At 68.9% G+C, this 24,075-nt stretch carries 21 protein-coding genes; 13 read left to right on the top strand and 8 right to left on the bottom strand.

Annotation, left to right across the window (positions count from 1 at the left end):
• Nucleotide 1 precedes the first annotated feature (1 nt).
• The 4 genes from AC2D9U_RS03050 to AC2D9U_RS03065 form a co-directional block, all read right to left on the bottom strand.
• Nucleotides 2-2,398, bottom strand: coding sequence for a cytochrome c3 family protein (locus AC2D9U_RS03050; protein ID WP_484746359.1), 2,397 nt, complete (start codon nt 2,396-2,398; stop codon nt 2-4).
• A gap of 16 nt (nt 2,399-2,414) precedes the next feature.
• A complete protein-coding gene (locus AC2D9U_RS03055) occupies nt 2,415-3,293 on the bottom strand; it encodes a porin family protein (protein ID WP_484746361.1) in 879 nt (292 codons plus the stop codon).
• A 19-nt stretch (nt 3,294-3,312) separates the two neighbouring features.
• Complete coding sequence (locus AC2D9U_RS03060) at nt 3,313-5,805, bottom strand: sulfatase-like hydrolase/transferase (RefSeq protein ID WP_484746363.1); 2,493 nt, start codon at nt 5,803-5,805, stop codon at nt 3,313-3,315.
• 121 nt (nt 5,806-5,926) lie between these two features.
• On the bottom strand, nt 5,927-6,895 hold the full coding sequence (locus AC2D9U_RS03065; RefSeq protein ID WP_484746365.1) for a helix-turn-helix transcriptional regulator: 969 nt from the start codon (nt 6,893-6,895) through the stop codon (nt 5,927-5,929).
• A gap of 197 nt (nt 6,896-7,092) precedes the next feature.
• On the opposite strand from AC2D9U_RS03065, the gene AC2D9U_RS03070 reads away from it, so the two are divergent.
• From AC2D9U_RS03070 to AC2D9U_RS03090, 5 genes are all read left to right on the top strand, one after another.
• Entirely contained in the window at nt 7,093-7,920 is an 828-nt protein-coding gene (locus tag AC2D9U_RS03070) for an ABC transporter permease (protein ID WP_484746366.1), read from the top strand.
• 4 nt (nt 7,921-7,924) lie between these two features.
• On the top strand, nt 7,925-8,980 hold the full coding sequence (locus tag AC2D9U_RS03075; RefSeq protein ID WP_484746369.1) for an ABC transporter ATP-binding protein: 1,056 nt from the start codon (nt 7,925-7,927) through the stop codon (nt 8,978-8,980).
• Between the two features lie 33 nt (nt 8,981-9,013).
• Nucleotides 9,014-10,057 carry an extracellular solute-binding protein gene (locus AC2D9U_RS03080; RefSeq protein WP_484746371.1) on the top strand — a complete coding sequence of 348 codons (1,044 nt, stop codon included), beginning with the start codon at nt 9,014-9,016 and terminating at the stop codon, nt 10,055-10,057.
• The gene (locus AC2D9U_RS03085) at nt 10,057-10,929 is read left to right on the top strand and encodes an ABC transporter permease (RefSeq protein WP_484746373.1); all 873 of its coding nucleotides are present in this window, start codon (nt 10,057-10,059) and stop codon (nt 10,927-10,929) included. Before AC2D9U_RS03080 ends, AC2D9U_RS03085 begins: the two co-directional genes overlap by 1 nt.
• Before the next feature lie 603 nt (nt 10,930-11,532).
• Nucleotides 11,533-13,755, top strand: a complete 2,223-nt coding sequence (locus AC2D9U_RS03090) for an ATP-binding protein (protein WP_484746375.1) — start codon at nt 11,533-11,535, stop codon at nt 13,753-13,755.
• 4 nt (nt 13,756-13,759) lie between these two features.
• Here the strand turns inward: AC2D9U_RS03090 and AC2D9U_RS03095 are convergent, their stop codons facing one another.
• Entirely contained in the window at nt 13,760-14,713 is a 954-nt protein-coding gene (locus AC2D9U_RS03095) for a DNA cytosine methyltransferase (RefSeq protein WP_484746377.1), read from the bottom strand.
• 117 nt (nt 14,714-14,830) lie between these two features.
• On the opposite strand from AC2D9U_RS03095, the gene AC2D9U_RS03100 reads away from it, so the two are divergent.
• The gene (locus tag AC2D9U_RS03100; RefSeq protein WP_484746379.1) at nt 14,831-15,094 is read left to right on the top strand and encodes a hypothetical protein; all 264 of its coding nucleotides are present in this window, start codon (nt 14,831-14,833) and stop codon (nt 15,092-15,094) included.
• A 362-nt stretch (nt 15,095-15,456) separates the two neighbouring features.
• Here the strand turns inward: AC2D9U_RS03100 and AC2D9U_RS03105 are convergent, their stop codons facing one another.
• Entirely contained in the window at nt 15,457-15,762 is a 306-nt protein-coding gene (locus AC2D9U_RS03105) for a hypothetical protein (protein WP_484746381.1), read from the bottom strand.
• A gap of 9 nt (nt 15,763-15,771) precedes the next feature.
• Between AC2D9U_RS03105 and AC2D9U_RS03110 the strand changes: the two genes are divergently transcribed.
• The 7 genes from AC2D9U_RS03110 (at nt 15,772) to AC2D9U_RS03140 (ending at nt 21,926) form a co-directional block, all read left to right on the top strand.
• Entirely contained in the window at nt 15,772-16,251 is a 480-nt protein-coding gene (locus AC2D9U_RS03110) for a very short patch repair endonuclease (protein WP_484746382.1), read from the top strand.
• A gap of 137 nt (nt 16,252-16,388) precedes the next feature.
• Nucleotides 16,389-17,873 carry a DNA cytosine methyltransferase gene (locus AC2D9U_RS03115; protein ID WP_484746384.1) on the top strand — a complete coding sequence of 495 codons (1,485 nt, stop codon included), beginning with the start codon at nt 16,389-16,391 and terminating at the stop codon, nt 17,871-17,873.
• Between the two features lie 91 nt (nt 17,874-17,964).
• Entirely contained in the window at nt 17,965-18,261 is a 297-nt protein-coding gene (locus AC2D9U_RS03120; RefSeq protein ID WP_484746385.1) for a hypothetical protein, read from the top strand.
• An 83-nt stretch (nt 18,262-18,344) separates the two neighbouring features.
• On the top strand, nt 18,345-19,649 hold the full coding sequence (locus tag AC2D9U_RS03125; protein ID WP_484746387.1) for a protein NO VEIN domain-containing protein: 1,305 nt from the start codon (nt 18,345-18,347) through the stop codon (nt 19,647-19,649).
• Between the two features lie 125 nt (nt 19,650-19,774).
• Complete coding sequence (locus tag AC2D9U_RS03130; protein WP_484746389.1) at nt 19,775-20,743, top strand: hypothetical protein; 969 nt, start codon at nt 19,775-19,777, stop codon at nt 20,741-20,743.
• A gap of 11 nt (nt 20,744-20,754) precedes the next feature.
• The gene (locus AC2D9U_RS03135) at nt 20,755-21,534 is read left to right on the top strand and encodes a hypothetical protein (protein WP_484746391.1); all 780 of its coding nucleotides are present in this window, start codon (nt 20,755-20,757) and stop codon (nt 21,532-21,534) included.
• 71 nt (nt 21,535-21,605) lie between these two features.
• Complete coding sequence (locus AC2D9U_RS03140) at nt 21,606-21,926, top strand: hypothetical protein (protein ID WP_484746393.1); 321 nt, start codon at nt 21,606-21,608, stop codon at nt 21,924-21,926.
• Between the two features lie 12 nt (nt 21,927-21,938).
• On the opposite strand, the gene AC2D9U_RS03145 is transcribed toward AC2D9U_RS03140, so the two are convergent.
• Together AC2D9U_RS03145 and AC2D9U_RS03150 are read right to left on the bottom strand one after the other, a co-directional pair.
• The gene (locus AC2D9U_RS03145; RefSeq protein ID WP_484746395.1) at nt 21,939-22,772 is read right to left on the bottom strand and encodes a pPIWI-associating nuclease domain-containing protein; all 834 of its coding nucleotides are present in this window, start codon (nt 22,770-22,772) and stop codon (nt 21,939-21,941) included.
• A gap of 214 nt (nt 22,773-22,986) precedes the next feature.
• Nucleotides 22,987-23,697 carry a hypothetical protein gene (locus AC2D9U_RS03150; protein ID WP_484746397.1) on the bottom strand — a complete coding sequence of 237 codons (711 nt, stop codon included), beginning with the start codon at nt 23,695-23,697 and terminating at the stop codon, nt 22,987-22,989.
• Between the last annotated feature and the right edge of the window lie 378 nt (nt 23,698-24,075).

Below are 24,075 nucleotides of genomic sequence, written 5' to 3' on the forward strand. Positions count from 1 at the left end.
GTCAGCGCCGCGTGGTCTGGGCCAGCAGCGCCGCGGCCTCCCGGTCCGCGGGATCGAGCGCAAGGGCGGCGCGCGCCAGCGCCGCCGCCTCGGCCATGCGGCCGCGATCGCGTTCGAAGGTGGCGGCGGCGATCAGGCTGTCGCGATGCCGCGGATGGCGCGCGAGCACGGCCAGCGCCGCATCCACCCGCCCCTGGCGATGCAGCGCCAACGCCTGGGCATAGGCATAGCGTGGCTCCTCCGGGGCAAGCCGCACCGCGGCCGCGAGGCTCTCGCCCGCCTCGCCCAGCCGGCCCCGCCGGACCTGCAACAAGGCCAGCGCATAGAGCGGCTCGGCCTCGGCCGGATGGGCGGCGACGGCACGGCGCAGCAGCGCCTCGGCCGCCTCGGGCCGGCGCCGGGCCTCCTCGAAGGCGGCCTGGTTCACCAGGGCGGGCAGGAAGGCCGGGTCGCGCGCCAGGGCGTCGCGATAGGCGGCCTCGGCGCCCGCCTGGTCGCCGCGCTGCGCGAGCAGGGCGGCGATGTTCACATGCGATTCCGGGCGCTCCGCCGCCACGCGCTCGCTCGCCAGCAATTCCGCCCAGGCCTGCGCGAAGGCCGGGCGCGCGGCCTCGGGCAGTGAGGCCAGGGGCACGGGGGCCAGGGCGCGTGCGGCCTCGATGCGCACCAGCCGGACCTCATCGGCCAGCAGACGCGCGGCATGCAGGCGGTTTGGCGCCGGCAGCCCCTCCAGCGCGCGCAGTGCCGCGGCGCGGACCAGGGGTGCGGGGTCGAGCAGCGTGCCGCCGATCGCCTCCCCCACCGCGCGGGTCGGCGGGCTGGGCAGCAGGGAGAGCGCGGTGGCGCGCAGGATGGCCGGCTGCGCGGCATCCAGGGCGAGGCGCGCGAGCGCCTGGTCGGCCCCGCGCAGCCCCTCCCGCCCCGCATGGATAGCGAGTGCCGGATGCGACCCGCCGCGCGGCGGGCCGTGCCAGGCGGCGAGGTGCGCGGCGGCCCAGCCCTGGCTCTGGTCGGCATGGCAGGCGGTGCAGGTATCGGGCGCGCCGATCGCCGCCGCCACATCCGGGCGGGGGGTGCTGAAGGCGTGGTCGCGCCGGCGATCCACGCCCATATAGGTCACGGCCGGCATGTGGCAGGACACGCATTGCGCGCCCGCACTGCCCGGGGCGTGGCGATGGTGTTCGGGCGCCTCGAAGCGGGCCGGCAAATGGCATTGGGCGCAGACCGCATTGCCCTCCGCGCGCAGCGTCCCGCTATGAGGGTTGTGGCAATCGGCGCAGGTCACGCCGGCGCGCTGCATGCGGCTCTGCGCGAAGCTGCCCCATTCGAAGACCTCGCCCTGGATCTGGCCATCGGCGTGGTATTCGCCGCGCAGCAGCAGCAGCGGCGCATGGGTGTCGAGGAAGCGCGCCCCGGGCAACGGGTCCGCCACCAGCGGGCGGGCACGGGCATGGCAGGGCGCGCAGCTTTCGACCTGCGCGGCGGCGCTGCGCCGGGGCGGGCCCTCCCAGCGCGCGATGCCGCGCGGATCCTCGGGGGCGAAGCGCCAGGCGCCGCCCGAAGCGTCGCGCAGCGCCACGGTGAGGCCGCGATAGGCGAGTTCGGCGCGCACGCCGCCCTGCGCCCAGGCGACATGCGCCGCACCGGGCCCGTGGCAGGATTCGCAGCCGACGCTGATCTCGGTCCAGCGCGTGTCGTAGCGGTCGCGGACCGCGTCATAGCCACGCTCCAACCCGGTGGAGTGGCAGGAGGCGCACATGAAGTTCCAGTTCTGGTCTCGCCCCGTCCAGTGCAGTGGATCGCCGGCCCTGAGCGCGGTGTCCGCCATCAGGTGATACCAGCGCTGCCCGCCGGCCTCGCGCGGGCGGGAATCCCAGGCCCAGGGCAGCGGCTGGCGCCGGCCATCGGGAAACAGCACCAGATATTGCTGCAGGGGGTCGGCGCCGAAGGTCTCGCTGACCTCGAAATCCGCCACCACGCCACCGGGGCCATCGGTGCGGATCAGGAAGCGCGCGCCCTCGCGCAGGAAGGTGGCGCTGTGGTGCCCATCGGTGACGCTGACGCCGGAGAAGTCGCCAAGCACGCTGGCCGCCGTGGCCGGGGCCATGGCGCGGGCATGGTCGCTGCCACGCCACTCGGCGGCCTCCGCCGCGTGGCAGCCGGCACAGGTGGCGGAGCCGACGAAGCCGGGCCGCGCGGCCTCCCGCGCCACGCCGCCGGTGCCGCCGAAGAGCAGCGCCGCCAGCAGGAAAGGCAGCGCGATGAGGAGGCAGAGCCCGCCCAGCAGCCCGCCGCGCCGCAGGGCGCCTTGCCTGGAGCAATGTGCGTTCAGATGGAAACATCTGAACGCATTTCTTGCTCTAGACTCAATAACTTCCAGAGCACGAGCTGCGTTCATGAGAACGCAGCGTGCTCTAGAAACGGAAATTCGCGGCGAGGTAGGCGCCGCTCATGGTCACGTCCTCCACCAGCGAGCGGCTGCCCTGCTCATAGGTGATGTGCCGCCAGCCGGCCTGCACGGCGCCCCAGCTGGTGCGGTAGCCCACGCCCCCGAAGGCCTGCCAGGTCAGCTGCGAATCGCCGCCGCCCGCATCGACGTAGAAGGGCACGAAGAAGTTGGAATTCGGCACGTTGAGCTGCCCGCGCAGGCCCACGATGCCGTTCCAGAAATCCTCGCTCGCGGAGAGCCGGCCGCGCCCGCCGAAGCTCGGGCCGGCATTGCCGAGCGGCCCCTGCAGCGTGACGCTGAGATTGTAGTCGGTGCGCGCCTCGACGCCGAGAAAGCGTACACCGGCCAGCACATCGAGATTGCCCCACGCCCCGTCGGCCAGCGTGATGCCGCCCGCGAGCGTCCAGAGCGTCATCTTCAGGTTCGTGTCGGTCGAGGTATTGGCGGTGCTGGAGATCGGGTTGCGCCCCACCCCCGCGATATCCACCGCCTGCACCCGGCTGCCGTCGATATCGGCCGAGACATACAGGATGTCGCTCATCAGGCTCAGCCGGCCGTGGCGCACCACGCCGGCCAGGAGCAGGGCAGCGTTGAGGCTATCGGTGTAGTCGCCGGCATCGGCCTTCACATGCGCCGTGCCGCCGAGGCCGGGCGGCAGGCTGTAGCGCAGGTTGCCGCTGACCGCGGGCAGCCAGAGATAGGGCGCGACATCGAAGCTCCAGCCCGGGCTCAGCCCCTGGCCGGGCGCGGGGTCCGGCGCCGCCTGCTGCGCGGCCGCGCCGCTGCCTGCCCCGATCGCGATCAGGGCAGCGAGGGCGCCGGCCTGCCAGGTCTTCATGCTCATCCGTGTGTTTCTCATGCTCTCAGTTGCGCGGCGCCGCGGCGCCCTGCCGGCGGGCCATTTCCTCCTGCAGGAATTGCAGGGCGGCGGGGGTGATGGTGCTGTCGCCCAGATCGATGGTCAGCCGGACGATCCGCCCCGTGAAGGGGTTGGGCGAGGTGTAGTCGCGGTCATCCACGCCGGTGCCGGTGTCGAGCCCGACATCGAAGGTCTCGTCCCAGGCCACGGTGAAGGGCAGCGTCTGCGGCAGCGCGTGCTGCGCCACCTGGGTGCCGTTGACGCTGAGCGTGCCGGTGCCGCCGCGGCCGAAGGGCATGCCCTGCGGCTGCATCTGCCAGTCGAAGACCAGGGTGTGCCGCCCGGGCGGCAGCGCGGCCGGGCCTTCCCAGCGATGGCGCGCGACGTTGAGGAAGTTCCAGGTGAAGACCGGCCGGCCCTGCTGCAGATAGAAGCCATAGCCGGCGAAGCGCCCGCCCTGCGTCACCAGCACGCCATTCGCGCCGCCGGCCGGCACCTCGATCTCGGCGGTGATGCGGTAGGAGCGGTTGAGCAGGCTCGGCGCCGCGCTGCCCTGGATGGAGGCGACCGGCCCGGTATAGGTGAATTGCCGCCGCCCCGCCGCCGGCCCCGGCCGGGCCGAGATCAGCCGCGTGAGAGAGGAGTTGTCGAGCGGCAGGACCTGATAGCGGGTGGCCTCCATCAGGAAGATCTCCTGCATCATGCGCAGCCTTGCGGGCTCGCGCGCCGCCAGGTCGTTCATCTGCGTCGGATCCCGGGTGAGGTCATAGAGTTCCCAGGTGTAGCCGTTCAGCACGTCGGCCGGCTTGGGCGACTGCGAATCCCAGGGCGGCGCGGGCGGCGTGGTGCTCGCCATCCAGCCCTCATGGTAGAGGGCGCGATTGCCGAGGATCTCGAAATACTGCGTCCGCCGGCGCGACGGCGCGTCGCGGTTCGCCGCATCGAAGGTGTAGGCCATGCTCACGCCCTCGATCGGGCGCTGGGGCACGCCATTGACCATGGCCGGCGGCGTGATGCCGGCGGCTTCGAGGATGGTCGGCACCACGTCGATGACATGATGGAACTGGTGGCGGATGCCGCCACGGTCGGTGATGCGCCGCGGCCAGGACATCGCCATGCCGTTGCGCGTGCCCCCCAGATGCGAGGCGATCTGCTTCGACCAGCGATAGGGCGTATTCAGCGCGAAGGTCCAGCCGATCGACATGTGGTTGTAGGTCTGGTCGCTGCCCCAGGCGTCGATCGCGGGCATCATCTGCTCGGCGTTGAAGAGCAGGCCGTTGAACCAGGCGACCTCATTCACCGTGCCGTCCGGCCCGCCCTCGGCGCTGCCGCCATTGTCGCCGCTGATGTAGATGATGAGCGTGTTGTCGAGCTGCCCGGCATCCTCCACCGCCTGGATCACGCGGCCGATCTCATGGTCGGTGTAGGCGAGGAAGGCGGCGTAGATCTCCATCTGCCGCGCGTAGAGCCGCCGCTGGTTGTCGGTCAGGCTGTCCCAGCGCGGGATGAAATCGGGCAGCGGCGGCAGCACGGCATTGGCGGGCAGGACGCCCAGGCGCTGCTGGTTTTCGAAGATGCGCCGCTGCAGCACCTCCCACCCCGCATCGAACTGGCCGCGGAAGCGCTGCGCCCATTCGCGCGTGGGGTGGTGCGGCGCGTGGGTGCCGCCGGGCGCGTAATGGATGAACCAGGGCCGGTTCGGCGCGACGGAGGTGTTCAGCCGGATATGGTCGATGGCGTCATCCGCCATCGCGGTGGTCAGGTTCCAGTCCCGCTGGCCCAGATTCGGATGGATCGGCGTGGTGTTGCGGAACAGGTTGCCCGGCTGCCACTGGCTCGTGTCGCCGCCGACGAAGCCGTAGAAATAGTCGTAGCCCTGGCCCGTCGGCCAATTCTGGAAGGGCCCGGCCGGGCTCGCTTCCCAGGTCGGCACATTGTGGTTCTTGCCGAACCAGGCTGTCGCATAGCCGTTCAGCCGCAGCGTCGCCGCGACATGCGCGGTCTCGGGCGGGATGATCGAGTTGTAGCCGGGGAAGCCGGTGGTGAGCTCGGAGATCACGCCGGCGCCGACCGAGTGGTGGTTGCGCCCGGTCAGCAGCGCCGCGCGCGTGGGCGAGCACAGCGCGGTGGTGTGGAACTGCGTGTAGCGCAGCCCCGCCGCCGCCACCCGGTCCAGCGCCGGAGTCGGAATGACGCCGCCGAAGGTGGACGGCGCGCCGAAGCCGACGTCATCCGTCAGGATCACGAGCACATTGGGCGCGCCCTCGGGCGGCATGGTCTGCGGCGGCCAGGCGACCTGGCTGTCCGCGGCATTGGGCATGATCACGCCGCTGAAGGGCTGTGTCGGTGCGGGCAGGCTGAAGGGGTTGGGCGTCATCACCGCATTCGGCGCGCCCGGCGTGCCGCGGATCTGCTGCGCCATGGCCCCGGCCGCCGGCACCCCCATCGCGAGGAGAACCACCGCGAGGAGACGCCCTGCCCTGCCCCTGATCCCCATGCCTGCTCTCCCCTTCGCGTCGTCGCGTGAAGCCGCGCCGACCATGCAGCCTTTACAGCAGGATCGCGCATCGCAGTCCTGGCAGAAGCCTGCTCGCACTATCCCGAATGGGCAAGTTGATTCAGACAGGCATCCGGCGCTCGCCCAGGCGCGTGACGGTCTGCGAGGGCAACTCGCCGAACAGCGCCCGATAGTCGCGCGCGAAATAGCCCAAATGCCAGAAGCCATGCGACAGCGCGACGGCCTTCACGAGCATCCGCGAGCCATCGCCCGCGCGCAGCGCGCGGCGCGCCAGCACCAGCCGGCGCAGCTTGAGATAGGCGGGTGGGCTCATGCCCACCACGGCGATGAAGGCATCATGCAGCTTGCGGCGCGAAACGCCGAGTGCCGCGCAGAGATCGTCGCGATAGATCGGCCGTTCGAGATGCGCGCGCAGATAGGCCTCGGCCTCGCGATGCACGCGCATCGCCTCCCGCGCGGCGCGGCCGGGCGCGATCGCCGCCATGCCGGGGGTGAGCGCGCCGAGCAGCGTCTCGCGCAGCGCGGCCGCGAGGCTGGCGGCGGCCTCCGGAGTCGCGGGCAGGTCGATGGCGCCTTCCGCCATCTGCCCGGCCACGGCGATGGCGCCCGAAAGTGCGGCGAAGCCTGCGCCATCCAGGCTGAGCCGGCCGGCCGCGCCGTGTCGGAACGGCACCCCGCCGAATTCCTGCAGTTCCTCCACCATCGTCATCGGCAAGGCCAGCGCGCCCCAGGATTGCGGCTCGGGGCAGGCCACGGTCACGGCCGCCCCGCCGGGCAGCAGCAGCGCCTCTCCCGGGCCGACCGCCATGCCATTCGCACTGGGCGGGCGGGCCGGCTCGCCCAGTTGCAGGATCACCCCGAGCAGGCCGGGCTGCATCGCCGCGCGCGTGACATGCGCCGAATCATTGGCCTGCTGCACCACCACATCGCCGAGGCGCAACAGGCGCAGCGTCGCGTCGAAGGGCTGGCCGGGCATGGGCAGGTATTCGAAGCTGCCCCCAAGCAGCGCGCCGGCGAAGGCGTCCGGATCCTCGAAGCGCCGTGTCGCGCTCTCTGCATGCTCGCCCATCCGCCTCAGCATCGCGCCCTCCCTGGCGGGACAGGGTTCCGCAAATCGGCGGCCACCGCAAAGGGTATCGGCCGCAGAGGCCGGCAGGACGGGCTTGCGCGTTTTTCTTGCGCGACCCCATGCTGGCGCATGGATCGAACCTCGTACCCCCGCGGCCCCGCCGACACAACCATGCCCCAAGGCGGCATGAAGGGCGCATGAGCGCAGCGGGCCTTCTGTCTGCCCGCGCGCTGCGGCGGGGCGCGCTGCGTGGTGCGGCGGGGGTGGCACTCGGCATCATCGTGCTGCCGCTGCTGCTGGTCGCCTGGCTCGCCTTCTTCCGGCAGGAGATCCCCTCCTTCCCGCCCACCGGCTACACGCTGCGCTGGTTCGCCGCGATCCCGGACAATCGTGCCTTCGCCAATGGCTTCGTCGTCAGCCTGCAGGTCAGCGTGCTGGCCACCGCCATCGGGCTGGCGCTGGCCGTGCCGGCGAGCCTCGCGCTCGTGCGCAGCGGGCTGCCGCTGAAGCCCATCCTCAACACGCTGCTGGTGCTGCCGCTGGTCGTGCCCGGCGTGGTGCTCGGCGCGGCCTTCTATGTGGGGGAGCTGGAGCTGGAACTCGCCACGGAATGGCCGCTGCTGGGCTCCTTCACCGGCCTCGTCGGGGCGCATGCGCTGATCGTCATCCCCTGGGCGGTGCGGCTGGTGACGGCGAGCCTCTCGATGCTCAACCCCACCATCGAGGAAGCGGCGCTGAACCTGGGTGCGACGCCCTGGGTGGCGTTCCGCCGCATCACGCTGCCGGCGATCCGACCCGGCATCGTCGCCGGCGCGCTGTTCGGCTTCGTCACCTCCTTCGGCAATCTGGAAGCCAGCATGTTCCTTGTAAGTCCGGGCCAGACCACGCTGCCCATCGCGATCCTGCAATACCTGGCCTGGAAGATCGACCCGACGGTGGCCGCCGTCTCGCTGGTGCAGATCCTGGTGATCGCGGCGGCGATGCTGGTGACCGACCGCTTCGTGCGCCTCTCGCGGGTGGTGTGAGGCGATGGCCCGGCTCGAGATCGCGAACCTCTCCAAGCAGTATGGCGCATTGACCACGGTGCGCGACGTCTCGCTCGACGTGGCGGATGGCGAGTTCCTGGTGCTGCTCGGCCCCTCGGGCTGCGGCAAGACCACCACGCTGCGCATGGTGGCGGGCTTCGTGGAGCCGAGCGCGGGCAGCATCCGCCTCGGCGGGCGGAACATCACCCATGCGCCGCCCTGGCACCGCAACACCGGCATGGTGTTCCAGAACTACGCGCTGTTTCCGCACATGACGGTGGCGGAGAACGTCGCCTTCGGGCTCGAGATGCGCCGCGTGCCCAAGCCCGAGCGCGAGGCCCGCGCGCTGGAGGCGCTGCGCATGGTGCGGCTCGAGCCCTATGCGGGGCGGCTGCCGCGGCAGATGTCGGGCGGGCAGCAGCAACGCGCCGCACTTGCCCGCGCGCTGGCCATCCGCCCCGACGTGCTGCTACTCGATGAACCGCTCTCCAACCTCGACGCCAAGCTGCGCGAGGAGGTTCGGATCGAGATCCGCCAATTGCAGCGCGAACTCGGCCTGACCACCATCATGGTCACACATGACCAGGAAGAGGCGCTGACGGTCGCCGACCGGCTTGTGGTGATGGCCGAGGGCGCGATCCGCCAGATCGGCAGCCAGCAGGACCTGTACGAGCGCCCGGTCGATCGTTTCGTGGCCGATTTCGTCGGGCGCTCCACCTTCCTCACCGGGCGCGTGGCCGCGCCGGGGCAGTTCCGCAGCGCCGGCGGGCTGGACTTCGCCGTGGCCGAAGGGGTTGCCCCCGGCCCTGCCGTGCTCGCCATCCGGCCCGAGGCGATCCACCTCGATCCCGGCCCGGCCGAGGAGAACCGCCTGCCGGGAGAGGTCACCTTCGTCTCCTATCTCGGCGCGGTGATCGAGGTGCATCTGCGCCTCTCGCCCGAGGAACGCGTGATCCTGCACCTGCCCAACCGCGCCGGCGCGCGCCTGCCCGCGCTGGGCGAGACGGTGACCATCGGCTGGCCCCGCGCCGCCGCCATGGTCTTCCCCGAGACGGCCTGACCCCCCGTGACCCCCAACAGAGGAAGCAAAGCCATGAGCCTCAAGACCTTCTCCCCCACGCGCCGCCAGGCGCTGCTCGGCGCCGCCGGGGCGCTCGGCCTCGGCGCGCCGGCCGTCCACGCCCAGGGGCGCGGGCGCATCGTGGTCGGCACCTGGGGCGGCGACTATGCGCGCCTGCTCACCAAGAACATCGAGGACCCGATCCTCAAGCCCCGCGGCTGGGAGGTGGTGCAGGACCAGGCCTCGGACGCGCCGCGCCGCGCCAAGATGGTGGCCGAGCGCCGCCTGCCGCGCGGCACGGTGGACATCCAGGGCTTCTCCGCCGCCAACATGCATGAGATGGGCGAGGTCGGCGTGGCGGAGGAGATCGACTATTCCCGCCTGAGCAATGCCGGCAACCTCATCCCCGCCATGCGCTACCGCTACGGCGTGGGGCACATCTATTCGGGCAAGGTCGTGCTCTACAACCCGAAGCTGATCAGCGCGCCGAGCGGCTTCCGCGAAGCCATCGACCCGCGGCACGGCAACAAGATCGGCTTCATCGACATCCAGTACCAGTTCGTGATGATCGCCGCCGCGCTGGCCGCCGGCGGTACGGTCTCCAACATCGAGCCGGGCAAGGAATTGCTGCTCGCCGCCAAGCGCGCGGGCGCGCGGCTCTATCCGACCAACGAGGCCTTCGCGGCCGCCATGCAGGCCGAGGAGATCGGCGTGGGCATGATGTGGAAGGCGCGCGGCGTGCAATGGCAGAATGCCGGCATCCCGGTGCAGTCGATCGCTCCGATCGAGGGCGTGCCCATGTATGTCTCGGGCTTCTCGATCCAGAAGAACGCGCCGAACAAGGCCGGCGCCTATGCCTATATGGACGCGATGCTCGAGCGTTCGGCGCAGGAGGCCTTCGCAGTGGACATGGGCTTCAACCCCACCGTGACGAACGCCGTCGTCGCACCCGAGCTCGCCGCGCGCATCGGCTTCACGGCCGAGGAGCAGCGCCGCCTGGTGGATCTCGACTACGCCTATCTGGCGCGCGAGAACTCGGCGATGAAGGATTGGTGGGACCGGGTGTTCAAGGCCTGATGACGCCGCAGCAGGCCTCGCGCCGCCGCGCCACCTTCGGCGCGGCGGGACTGGTGGCGCCGGCCACGATCTTCGTCGTGGCGGCGCTGCTGGTCCCGCTCGGCCTGCTGTTCCGCTACAGCCTCAACGCCTTCGTGCCCGGCCAGTTCATGGTCGATGCGCTGACCATCGAGAACTACGTCCGCTTCTTCACCGATCCCTACTACACCACGATCCTATGGCGCACCGTGCGCATCGCCGCGGTGGTGATGGTGATCTGCCTCGTGCTCGGCTTTCCGCTGGCCTATGTGCTGGCGCGCACGCAATCCCGCTTCAAGAACCTGCTGCTGATCGCCGTCGTGCTGCCGCTCTTCGTCGGCAATGCGGTGCGCGCGGCGGGCTGGATGGTGGCCTTCGGGCCGCGCGGGGTGATCAATGCCTCGCTGATGGGGCTCGGCCTCACCGATGCGCCCATCGACATCATGTTCACCGAACCCGCCGTCATCATCGGCATCACCGCGGTGAACCTGCCCTTCATGGTGCTGAGCCTGCAGAGCGTGATCGAGGGCATCGACCGCTCGGTGGAGGAAGCCGCCTTCAACCTCGGCGCCCCACCCGCGCGCATGTTCTGGCGCGTGCTGCTGCCGCTCGCCATGCCGGGCGTGCTGGCGGGCGGGGTGCTGACCTTCATCCTGGGGATGAACGCCTATGCCACGCCGGTGCTGATCGGCGGGCCGCGCTTCCAGATGATGGGGCCGCTGGTCTATGGCCAGTTCATCGAGCAGAACAACTGGCCCTTCGGCGGCGCCATCGCCTTCGTGCTGATGGCCTCGACGCTCGTGCTCACCGCGCTCGCGCATCTGCTGGCGCATCGGCGCCTTGCGGGGCGGTAGAGCGCGACCCTTGGCCTGCCAGGGGTGTCACAGGCATCTGCCGGCCGAGGCGGCTGGAGGAGGGGAAGGGATTCGAACCCTCGATAGGGTTTTACCCCTATAACGGTTTAGCAACTCGTTTTCAGGCCCTCTTGTCCCAAAGGCCGTTTCGCGGAAGTCAGTGTTTTCAACAGCGTATGTGGCGCATGTGGCGAGCCTGGCGCGCCCACCGCACAGGGGTTGTCCCACATGTTGTCCCATCCGGACGGGTTTATGTTCCCCTTATGTTCTCAGATCGACCGCCCCGTGGCAGGCAGCCCGGATGTCGCCCTACCCTCTCGACGGCACACCCGCGCCAAGTGCCCGCATCGGCTGGTGCCTGGACTGGAGCCTGCGTATCGCCTGCAGGTGCGGCCGGTCAGGTGACCTGCGGATCGCCGACCTGGTGACGGTGCTCGGCCTGCCGCCGGAGACCCCGCTCTGGCGGGTCCGGGAGAGACTGCGCTGCTCGGACTGCGGCGGCCCGCCGGTGGGCGTCGTGCCGGTGCGGCCGTAGGCTGCGCTCGCGGGTCCGCCCCGAATCATGCCAGCGTGCGCTTACAGGGTCTACGCGAGGAAGCCACCGTGACTGCACCAGCCACCGACGCCAGCGGCCGCCAGATCGAGTTCACCATGACCATCCAGGGCGGGATGCTCGAGGCGCTGGGCATCAACATGTACACCACCCTCGGCAAATGCTTGGTGGAGTTCATCGCGAACGCCTACGATGGCGAGGCCACACAGGTCCGGATAGACTTCCCGGTAGACGCCATCGAAACCGCCCGGAAGGCGGTCAGGGCAGCAGCGAAAGTCCAGCTTCAGGCGTCAGGGCAGCCCGGCGACCGGTTCAAGATCCTCCTGGCGCCGCTCCCGCACGGCATCACCGTGGTGATCTCGGACGACGGGCACGGAATGACCTGGCACGAGGTCCGGGACAAGTTCCTTCCCCTGAACCGAAAGCGGCGCGCCGACGCGGCTGGCAACGAGAGCCAGAACAAGTCCGAGACCGGGAAGCGCTTCGTCATGGGCCGCAAGGGTCTGGGCAAGCTCGCGGGTTTCGGGGCGGCCGAGCAGGTCGTGATCCGCACGAAGCGGAAGGGGGAGACGTTCGCGACCATCGTCACCATGGACGACCGCGTCCTCAAGACCTCGTCGAACGTCACCGAGGTCCCCATCCCGGCGACCTACGAGGACGGCCTGCCTCCCGACGAGCACGGCACAACCGTCACCCTGTCGGGCCTGAAGGCCGACGCCGTGAAGGAACGGGAGGAGACCATTGAGGGCGTTATCCTTGAGGCGTTCAACGCGCTTCGCCCGGAGGAGATGGCGATCGTCCTAAACGGGCGGCAGCTGGAGCCGAAGCCGCGGGACTACGAATTCATCTACCCCGAGGACCGCGACACGCGCGGCTACGCGTCGGACGTGGTCTCCATCGACGACGTAGGCGACATCGCCATCAAGTACTTCGTCGGCTTCACCAAGCGGAAGTCCCACCTGGGCACACGGGAGCGCGGCGCCCGCATCTACTGCAACAACCGCCTTGCGGCCGGTCCGTCGCTGTTTGGCATGCCGACCGGCATGCACAGCTTCCACAGCACCGACTACATGGACTGCGTCGTCGAGGCGGACGCGCTGGACCGTGAGGCCGTGGACCTCATCAACACCAACCGCACCCAGCTCCGCGAGGACAACGAGGTCGTGCGGAGCCTCATCGCCAAGGTAGTCACCATCATGACAGCGGCGGTGAAGGCGCACGGCAAGTTCAGGGACGAGCGCGCCGAAGAGGACATGAAGAACGACCCGACCGGCAAGGTGCTGAACCAGTTGGTCGGCACGCTGCCCGCGAAGACGCGCGTCCCGGCCGGGAAGCTGCTGAAGGCGATCGCCGTCAACGTCGGCGTCGGGACCCCGGAGTTCGACGAGCTGGCCCCCGCGTTCATGAACTCGCTGAACGCCACGGAGGTCCTGCTCAAGCTCATCAGGCTCAAGACGTCGCCGGAGACCCTGGCGCGCGTCGCTGGCCACCTCCGCGAACTGAGCGAGATGGAGAAGAAGGACGTCCTCAAGCTCTACAGAGCCCGGAGGCACGGCATCGGCGCGCTCCAGCTGCTGGTCGAGCGCGGCGAGAACGAGGAGTGGAAGAAGGTGGGCCGCGAGAAGGAGCTGCACACGCTCCTGAAGGAGTGCCCGTGGCTCATCCGGCCCGAGTTCTCGAACTACACCACCAGCGACAAGAACCTGAACATCGTGGCCTCCAAGCTGGCCGAGCACATGGGCGTCGATGCCTTCGCCCTCATCAAGGACGGCGAGGAGAAGGACAAGACCAGGCCCGACCTCGTGTTCCTGATGTCGGACATCCCCTACGGCCCGCACGTCATCAACATCGTGGAGCTGAAGTCTCCAACGCTGCCCCTCGAAATCGACCACTGGAACCAGCTCGACCGGTACCTCTTCCAGGTCCGCGCTTGGTGCAAGTCGCACGTCTCCCACCCGGTCAACATCCGCGGCTTCCTGGTCGGTGCCATGCCGAAGTCCGATGGCACCGCGGTGGCCCAGATGCAGTTGCGCGAGAAGTACGAGAAGCAGGGGGCGACGGCGGAGATCCGCATCCTTGGCCTGCAGGAGATGCTGAACGACGCTTGGACTGTCCACGGTGGGGCGATCCGCGCGCTGGAGGCCGATCTCGCCGGTGAGGCACCAGTGCCGGAGGAGCCGGAGGAGGAACAGGAAAGCACGGAGGAGGCGGACGCCGAGGAGCAGGCCCCCGCCGAAGGCGTCACTTCTAGCGAGGATCCCGCTGCCGCGTAGCCTGCTACCGCATAGCCTGCCTGACGCGTCGCGCCACGGCCTCGGCCAGGGGCACGGGTACGCCGTTCCCGATCTGGCGGGCGACGGGGTAGTGCCCCCCGATCAGCACCCAGTCGTCGGGGATGCCCTGTAGCCTGGCCCCCTCCCGGAGGGAGATGACCCGGTTCTCGGTCGGGTGAAGGTAGCGGCCCTTCGACGGGTTTTGGAACGTGCAGCGGATGGTGTTCGCAGGCGCGTCGGGGTCCATGCGCCCGTAGACGTCGGTCGCGTTGCCGCCGACCTTCTCCCATGAGGGCGGGCACAGGTGCGGGGCAAGGCGCAGGATGTCACGCTTGTCCCCCTTGGGCGGGACCAGCGCGATGCGCTGCGCGGCGACGCCGACATGCACGGGCCAGCGATGCATGGGGTCGCGCCGGGCAGCATCGTCATCCAGACCGGCGAACACCTTCCCCGCCTCGCCGCCGGTCGAGCGCTTCTGAGGCGGACCGATGGGCCCTATGCGGCTGGCAACCGTGAACGAGCGCCGCCTACGTTGGGGGACGCCGAAGTCGAGCGCGTCGAGCTCCCAAGTCTCCACCGTCATCCCAGCACGCTTCAGGGCCCGGGCCATGCTCTTCCACTGGGGAGACTGCAGGAAGGGCGGCACGTTCTCCACCACCACCACCTTCGCGGCCGCCAGGCGCGCCCACCGCACCACGTCATGGCAGAGCGCGTTGCGCTCGTCCTTCGGGTCTCGCCTGCCCAGCGTGGAAAAGCCCTGGCAGGGCGGCCCGGCGATGACGACATCGACGGGCCCGAGTGGTGCATGTTCCCTAACGGTCCCGTGGACGACCTCGGTACCGACGTTCCGCCGGTAGCTCTCCACCGCATAGGCGTCGAGCTCGATGGCGCCGACGCCCCGGAACCCGGCCGCGACGAAGCCCCGGCTGAACAGCCCGGCACCGGCAAACAGATCCACGAACGTTGGCCGCAAGATTGCCCTTCTCCATCTCTATGCGAATATGTCAGCATTCGGAGCATGATTGCAAGCTCCGAAGACGACCTCCGACGTCTGGCTGAGGGTCTTCAGGCCCTAATGGCGAAGGGCGACTACACGCAGATCCAAATTGCCAGGGAGCTCGGCGTCGATCAGCCACTGGTTTCGAGGGCCATGAGAGGGCAGTTGCGGCGGATGACGGCGAAGTCGAGACGCCTGCTCGACTATGTTAATATGCGCCTTCAGGGCCAAGCGCTGCCGGGCCCGGTGACCGATGCCGCGCGGGCCTACCTGGCAAGCGGGGGAGATCCTGGAGTTCTGGCGCAGACAATCAAGCTGATGCTCGCGGTGCGGACGTCGTAGCGTGCCTGGCCGCCGAGCATGCGGGCTCCGAGGCCGCGCGGCCTGGAGTTTGCGCTCTTGACTAACTCGCGATTACAACATGTTACGACCTAGGCGCCGTGTATATGTTAGTACCAATGTGACCGTGCGAGCTCATGCGCGACCGAGTGCGTCACGCGCGTGCGAGGGGCTGAGCCTGGAACCTGAAGTCCTCCGCAGATGGCAGGCGTGCCGCATGGCTGTCCAAGCGACGTAGGCGCTGGAAGGCTGGCAGGGAAGCGATCCGCCGTGACCTGGAGGCCGCCGCGACTGACAGTTCAGAAGCAGCGCAATATACGCCGTGGATTGAGGGCAGCGCATTGAATTTGCTGAATGATGTTGTGTCAGCCGCCCTCGATGGCCTCCCGCTTGGTGCGGATCGCGGCAATGCAGGCGGCCGCCGCCGCGGCAAACGCCCCGGCTGGGGATGCCAGGGCGCGGACCTCTATCAGCACCGGAACGCGGCCGACGTAGGGGTTCCCCTGCATGACCGCCAGCCAGCCGCCGAGCCCCTGCGAGCGCAACGCCTCCTCGGCGGCCAGGATCTCCGCTTCGGTGGGATCGGACGCGCGGCCGAGCGTGACCCACCGGCCGTCAGCGCAGACCACTACCCAGCGGCGTTCCCGGCTGCGATCCTCTGTCGTAGACATGACTGCACCATGGCGCAGTCCCCCCGCCCCAGGAAGAGCCCGCCGCTTCCGGCCTTCGACGACGTGCCGGAGGCTCGCCGCCGGAACATGGCATCGGTCCGCGGCAAGGACACGGTACCCGAGATGGCGGTGCGCCAGGCGCTGCACGGCATGGGCTATCGCTACCGGTTGCACGACCGGCGCCTTCAGGGACGACCAGACCTAACATTCCCGAGGCGGCGCGCGGTGGTCTGGATCCATGGATGCTTCTGGCATTCGCACCCCGATCCAGCCTGCCGCAACGCCGTTATTCCGAAGACCCGGCGCGAGTGGTGGACGCAGAAGCTGGCTGCCAACCAGGCGCGGGACGCGGCCGCGGTGGCAGCGCTGGGTGCCGCTGGCTGGCGATGTGAGATTGTCTGGGAGTGCGAGACCCGCCGAGACCTTCCGGCCGTCCTCGACCGCCTGCGCGGCTTTCTCGGGCCGCCCGGACCGGCGAAACCGGAATGAGCATCACACGCTCCGGCCAGAGGACGGGCTCCCAGGCGGCCGTGCGCGTGGTAACCCACCCGTCATGCATCCTGGCCAGACTCGGTCTTCGTAGCGCAGGGTGCCCCGAGAGGGGTCCGGAATAGGAGGACAGCTGGATGGACATGCGCGTTGACCCGTTGGCGGCCGATCCGGCGCTGGCCGCAAAGGTTCGGCGCCTTGCCGCCGGTGCTCAGCCGCGCGTTGTAGACGTGTTCGCCGGGTGCGGCGGAATCAGCCTCGGCTTCCACCGTGCGGGCTTCGCCATCGCGGCCGCCGTCGAGATGGATGAGTTGGCCGCGCGGTCGCACGCCCGGAACTTCCATGGCAACGACAAGGATGTCTTCGAGGCGCACGCCCAGCACCGGGACATCACCAAGATCGAGCCGGAGCAGCTCTGCGAGGAACTCGCCCTCGGTAGTGCGGACGGCGCCGTGGACGTCCTCGTCGGCGGCCCGCCATGCCAGGCGTACGCCCGCGTCGGTCGCGCCAAGCTGCGCGAGGTTGCCGACCATCCGGACGCCTACAAAGTGGACCCCAGGCGGAACCTGTATCTCCGCTACGTAGAGTGGGTACGGCGGCTCAAGCCGCTCGCCCTTCTCATGGAAAACGTCCCGGACATGCTCAATCAGGCGGGGCACAACGTCGCGGAGGAGGTCGTCGAGCTACTCGGCGAACTCGGCTACGTGGCGCGATACAGCCTCATCAATACGGCATTCCACGGCGTACCGCAGATGCGAGACCGGGTGTTCCTCATCGCCTACCGCAAGGAACTCGGCATCCGGCCGACGTTCCCTAAGGCTACGAACCACATGAAGCTGCCGCCCGGCTACGCAGGCACCCGGGCCGTTGCGCTGAAGTTCATCGCGCCCGACGACCTGCTGGGAGGCTCCACCTTCGAATTTGCGGACCTGGGTGACGCCAGTCTTCCCTTTGCCGTGACTGCCCCCGAGGCGATCGATGATCTGCCTTCCATCCAGGGTAACAGCGTGAAGCGCGGTGCCCGCCGATTCGGACCCGACACCTTCGTGGCTTACCGCCAGACCAACGATCTCTCGGCCTACGCCGTGCAGATGCGTGAGTGGCCCGGCTTCGAGAGCAAGGGCGGCGTGATGGACCATGCCATCCGCTATCTGCCCCGCGACGGCAACATTTTCCGTGCCATGCCCGAAGGCGCCGAGTATCCCGAGGCGCACCGGGTAGCGGCGCGGCTCTTTGAGGAGGAGGCTAGGCGTCAGGGCCTGACGCCGCGGATGAAGGCGTGGGCAGAGCTGGAGCGCGCGATGGTGCCGCCCTACGACCCGACCAAGTTCCCGAACCGCTGGTGGAAGCTGCGCCGCGACTTTCCGGTGCGGACGCTGATGGCGCACATCGGCAAAGACACCTACAGCCATATCCACTACGATGGGCGGCAGGCCCGCACGATCAGCGTGCGCGAGGCCGCCAGGCTTCAGTCCTTTCCGGACGGCTTCGTCTTCGAGGGCTCGATGAACCCCGCGTTCAAGCAGATCGGGAATGCTGTGCCGCCACTGATGGCGTACGAACTCGCCAAGGTCATGCGGGCTTCGCTGAACGCGGCTGTCGGCAGGCTGGCACCCAAATAGTTGGTGTCCGGGGCCGGGGTCGTTCCGACCTCGATTGCGGTGCCCAACCGTGCGTGCTCCCCTCTTCCTCGCGCCGAAAACGGGGGGCCTCATGGACGACCGAAAGCTGTTGAAAATCGCGATGGTGTCGCCGCTCGTGGTCGGTGCTGTCGTGGCCATACATCTCGACATGCTGTTGCCGGGGATCATGTTCGCCGATGGTCTTGGCTTCTTCTGCCGTGCCGTGGGCTCCCTGATCGAAAACTTCCTCGGGGAGAAGCTAACCGCGCTGCTAATCCTGGGCATTGTCGGAGTGGCGGGCGTTTACGCGCTGGATTCCAAGCCCCACAACTGGCGAGGCGGTGGCACCATAGGCTGCATTGACGACCGTTACGGTAGGTGCCGATGACCGCCACGAGGCGCGAAATGCCCTTCACGCGCCGGTGAAATCGTGATCGCCTATGGATCCTTTCATGGCAGGGATGCGGGGGCGTGCCGGACCACATAGCCGTCAAGCTACTGACCGAGAAATCGGACCTGGGCTGGTTCAGGTCCATTTTCGAGCGGCGGGGCCTCGCCGGAAAGCAGAAGGGCATCACGCTCGGCTCCGACGTGTTCCGTCGGTTCTACCCAAACCTGATCATCCGAATGTCCGCCTACCGCCATGCCAAGGAACAGCAGAAGGCGGCGAAGGAACAGCGGCCGCCGGATCAGCGAGCCTTCGAGCGCGCCAAGGCCGCCGCCAAGGCAGCGGGTACAATCCCAGTGATCACCACGATCTACGGTCCGGCCGCCAAGGAGCCGTTCACCCGCGAGCGGGTCATTGCCCTGCAGGACAAGAACTGGCGCCTCAACGGCAAGTTCGTCCTAGACCCCGACGACGACCCTGACCGCTTCGACCCGATCCTCCAGGACGAGGACATCGCGGTGATTGGCTTCGAGGGCGGGGAGCAACCGACCTCCGTGTCCGTGCTCCTGCTCGCGGCCGGGAGCCGCACGGATCTCCGCATCCACGCCGCCCTTCGCCCGCTGCTCTCGAAAGGCGCGGGCTCGATGATCGCCATGGAGCCGGAGCGCCTTGCGGCCCTCGCGGACGACCTCGGGCTGGCCGATGATCACCCGCTTCGCGCGCTGGCCACCGACACCGCCGTCCAGCGCGACATCGAGGAGGCAGCCCGGGGGAGCACACGCGCGGCCGACAGAGTGCGCCGACGCCGCAAGGGCCGCCCGCTCACTCCCGAGGAACTCGCCGCTGGCCGGGTGGCGGCCGAACGGAACGGCGCTCTCGGGGAGGAACTTGTCAACCACTGGCTCGAGGATCGGGCGGATGGCGGCGATCCCGTCCACAAGTGGGTGTCCAGCACGGTGGCGAACTCGCCCTACGATTTCGAGCTGCTGGACGCCGATGGTGCCGTCGCCTCCGTGGTGGATGTGAAAACCACGAGCTCCGGCTTCTCGGCGGAGTTCTTTGTCTCGCTAGGTGAACTAGAGCACGCGGCCGCTAGCAAGGTCCCCTACTACCTCTGGCGCGTCTACGAGGTTGGGACGACCGGTGCTTGGCTGGTCCGGTCCGGGGACTTCCGCGCCTTCGCAAAGGAGCTCACCGACACAGCCGCCGCCTTCCCGCACGGGACACGACCATCAGTCGTGGCCATCTCCCCGGCGCGCGTCGGATCGCCAGCCCACGACCCAAAGCTCACCTGGGGTCGCCGCGTCCGCCTGCAGCCGCTTGTGCCGCTCGCCCCGTCCGAAGAGGACCTCGGCGAGGATTACGACGACGAGGACGAAGAGGAGTGAATTCACCGCCACAGCGTTCTGCACAAGCTCGCTTGTTCCTCGCCCCTCAAGGCTCCTACTTCATAGGGGCCACAACCCATGCCTGGGGCCCTGCCCCGGCGACCGAGTGGACGAGGAGGTCCCCGATGAGGCTGACGGTGACGGGCGGAACGCTGTTCGTTGCGCAGGCCACGCGCGAGGAGCAAGAGATCCCGAAGGCGGCCGGATTCCGCTGGAGCCCGGACGCGAAGCTCTGGTGGACTGCCGAAAGGACCATCGCCGCCCGCCTCGTCCAGTTCGCCGACGAGGCGGCGATGGCGGCCCTGGCGGAGGTCGAGGCCGCCCCGGTGACCCTGATGGCCTCGTCGCACGTGATCTTCGCCGAGCTCGATTGGGTGCCCGGCAACCTGTCGCAATGCGAGGACCGGGCGCACCGCATCGGCCAGCGCGACAGCGTGCTTGTGCAGCACCTCGTGCTCGAGGGCTCGATCGACGCCCGCATGGCCAAGGTGGTTACGGGCAAGCACGCCGTCCTCGACCGAAGGCTGGACCGCGAGGAAAGCACGGCCGCCCGCGAGGCCCGCCACGCCGCCGAGCAGGCGCTGGTCGACGCAACGGCCAACCGTGCGGACCGCGCCTGGGAGGCCCGAGCCGGTGTCGGCGCCCGTCACCTGGCGAGCGCCTGGGACGCGGCGTCCCGGGCCGGGGAACAGGCCAGCCGGGAAGAGGATCGCCAGCGCACGTCGCAGGCGGAACGAGAGGCGCGCCAGACGGGCACGCTGAAGCGCGTCGGAGACCGCGCGACAACCCGAGAAGCGACGCCCGACCAACTCGCTCAGGAAGCCAAGCAGATTTCGCCCGAGGCGATCAGGGCCGTCCATGCGGCGATCCAGACCCTCGCTGGGATGGACCAGGACCGGACGGCCGTCCGGAACGAAGCTGGCTTCAGCAAGGCCGACAGATACGTCGGCCACGCGCTGGCACCCCGCGAGGCCCTGACGGCAAAGCAGGCCGCACCCGTTGCCCGCCTCGTCCGCCGCTACTGCGGCCAGCTGCCGGATGACCTCGTGCGGGCGGCTCTGGCGCGGCCCGGCGCCCTCCAGCCTGCGGCATGAAGGGGAACGGGATGCTGTACGGAAGCACGATCCGGCTGGGCGATGTCCCGGCCGATGTCACCTACGCCGAGCGAGGCAATGACGCGGAGATCTGGATCCCGTTTTCGCCGGGGGGTGTCGAGGCAATCGCGGCGCTGCCGGGGGCGCGGTTCCGGCGCTTCGGGAGCGACGCCGAGGGTGGGACTTGGACCATCCACCGACCTCTGATCCCGAAGCACGCCGAGCAGGTGCTGGCGGCGCTCCGCACGGCGTCCGAGCAGGCAGATGCATGGACGCACGGCGACTTCACGGCATGGATGGAGGTAGCGGACCTGAGTCGCTGGCCGGGCGGATACCTGGGTTCGTGGGCCAAGAGGTCAGAGCGATCGAGGAAGGCGGCATCCAAGGCGGAGGAACACGACCTCGGCAGCCTCCGTGGCAGGAGCCTCGGGGACGGGTGGGAGCACTGGCGGTCGCTGCTGACAACACGAAGCGATGCCACAAAGCTCATGGCGCGGCCCGGCAAGGGAAGCGCCGACCTGATGGTTCCCGACCACGATGGCGAAGGGTACGCCCGGAAGCGTCGGTCGGTCGCAGTTGGCGACGTGATGGTGGTCCCGCACCCGGACAACCAGACGCGGCAGGTCCACGTCACCGTTGAGGCGCTCGGGAAGCCGTGGGACGAAACCCGCGGGCACTGGCTGCGTCGCATTCCTGACAAGCTTCGCATCAGCGGGGCGAGCTTCAAGGTGCGCTGGGCCTACTGGCGCTACGCCGAGGACGACGAGATCTGCCGCTACGAGGCCGCGTAGGGTCCGGCACCGGACCTGTCGTGGCTCGACGCCTACAGCAACCAGATCGCGGCCTTCACTGAGTACAAGCCATGACGGCACCCGAAGAGCGCCTTGCCATCGTCCGGCGCGCTGCCGAGGCCGTCTGGGGCGACGGATGGCAGCGGCCGCTCTCCCTCGCGCTCGGACCCATGTGTCCCCAAGGGCCGCGCGACCCACTCGACAACCGCCTGGTGCGTCGCTGGGCAGCAGGGGGAAAGCAGATCTCGGCGTGGGTGCCCGCCGCGGCGGTGCGTGTGCTGGAGCAGGAGGCGGCGCACTTGCGCAGCCGGAGTGAAGCGCTGGCGTGGCTGGCAAGCGAACTCGACACCAAGTTGGTCAGCCTAGAGCCACCTACCAACGACGGAGCGTAGCCTCTGTCATCGTCAGTCGTCGTAGTAGCCGTCCCACCAGCTGGTGGTGTCAACCGACGCGGTCACATCCTCGAACCTGGTGACCTCATCCACGGGCGACCACATAGTCACGGTAAACGGGAAGCCGAGCTCAATGACATGGCCGTCCCCGCGGCGAACGTCCGAGTTGGAGCCCCATTGGAGGTCAACGCTAACCGTGCCGTGGATCTTGAAGTCCACTTGAACGTCCGTAATGCTCGTCACCAGCATCTCCTCGACGCAGACCTCCTCGATGCTGTGGTGCGACGCGATCTCGTCCAGTTCCTGAATGGTGTCCGAGATGAGGGCGTCCACCACTGAGCGGTCTATGTGGTCGAAGATCGCCTCCGTGACCTCGCGGCGGCACTGGTCGAATGACGCAAGCAGCCCCTCTAGGGCGGACAGCGCATCGCGCACGAACGCATCAATCTCGACCTGGTCAGTGACGATGACCCCTGGTCGGATGTGGGTGAACTTATTCAGCCTCTCTACAGCCCGGATCGCCTCACTGTGGAGGTCATTGACGTCGATACCTGCTTCCTGAATGAACGTGTCAGGAAGGCCTCCCTGCGTCGCGTACTTCGCGCGCTGTCGCCGGGTGGGACCGTTGGTATTAGGCTCGGGCGTAAACCAGGAGCACGCGGCCACCTTGGCGTCTGGGGCCAAGCGATGCAGGAGGTGACCAAAGATCTCCCGCACACCGGCGGCGAAGAAGTTCAGCCTGACCGGGTTTTCTTTGTCCTCCACAACACGCTGGCAACCCGACAGGACCGTCTTTTCGAACTCGTCCAGCGAGGTCTTCTCCAGGTTAGGCGGATTGATGGTCATTGAGCGGGCTCGGCGGCGTGGATGGAGACGGTGCACGCCTGATACCACGCCTCCACCGATTCCGAGGACTTACACAGCGCGCAACGGCCGGGAAGCGGGTTTACCCGCCTCCCGACGCTCCAACCCGCCTGCTCCATCCGTCGGGCCGACATGAAACGCCCACGTACAAAATGCGCGTGTGTCTGTATGCGCCCGTTTCAGAGTCGGCCGACCCTCAGCCGTCGCTCCCATCGTCCCACCACCTCTTCCCGTCGTCATTCCGGCTAGTCATGCCGCCGGTGCGCCGGTTGACCGATGGCCTGCGCGGCGTCTCTGGGCGCGGCCCGGCGACGGCCTTCCGCAAATCCTCGTCCCGGGCGCGCTGGGCATTAGCCTCGGCCCGCTTGTGCTCTTCGTAGCGGCGGTCGATGTGCCGGATGCGCAGACTGTCCTCGGCGGCGCATCGGATCGCGATTAGGTCGTGCGCTGCGGACTCCACAATCCCGGCGGCACCCGCGAATGCCAGGGGCACCGACTCGTAGGGCGGGCTGGTGAGGTCCGGCCTGAGGGATCTCGCAGGCTTCCCGTCGGATGCCGGGGCGGCACGGAGCTCGGCCGCCAGCACCTCGAAGATCGGCTGCAGCGCCGCGGCGCGCACCTCGAACGCCAGGAGGTCCGCTGCCCGGGGCTTCCGCGGGGTCGGATCGCGCCAGCCGAGGAACACGTGAGGGTAGACGCCCGGCCCGACCTCAGACTGCTGCTTCAGGAACCAAGCCCAGTCCACAGCAGCACCCGCATCCCCGGCCGCCATCGCGTCGCGGATCAGGCCCACGACGCGCTCCAGAACCTCCCGGGGCCCGCACCACAGCAGGTTGCGGTGGCTGTCGCGGTACGCCTCCGGCAGCCTGGCGTGCTGCCACCATGCCTCGCCAACCCGCTCCGTCATCGAACCGACCCCGCCTCGTGATTCGCGACGCATGCTACCAGGGCGGCGATTGCCGCGTCCCGGTGTGGCAGAGTGCTGAAGACGTCCAGAGGCAAGCAGCCCAAGTGCTACGCGACGACCGATAGCCGAACGCACTGAGGGCGGGCTGCTCGACGTCAACGACGAGGCAGCCAGCGAGGGCGATGCGGCGCGTGGCCATCATGCCCTCAAGGGCTATAGGCGGACCGGACCGATCTGCACCTTTGCGCGCCGCGGATTGCTGATCTGCACCTCGAAGGCGCGGGACAGGCGGTGCTTCTTGTGGACCTGGACCGGGCAGTAGTGCTCGCGCGAGGAGCGCGTCTTGCGAGCGGCGATAGCGTGTTCCCGGGTCAACTG

It is taken from the genome of Roseomonas sp. TF40, assembly GCF_057219975.1.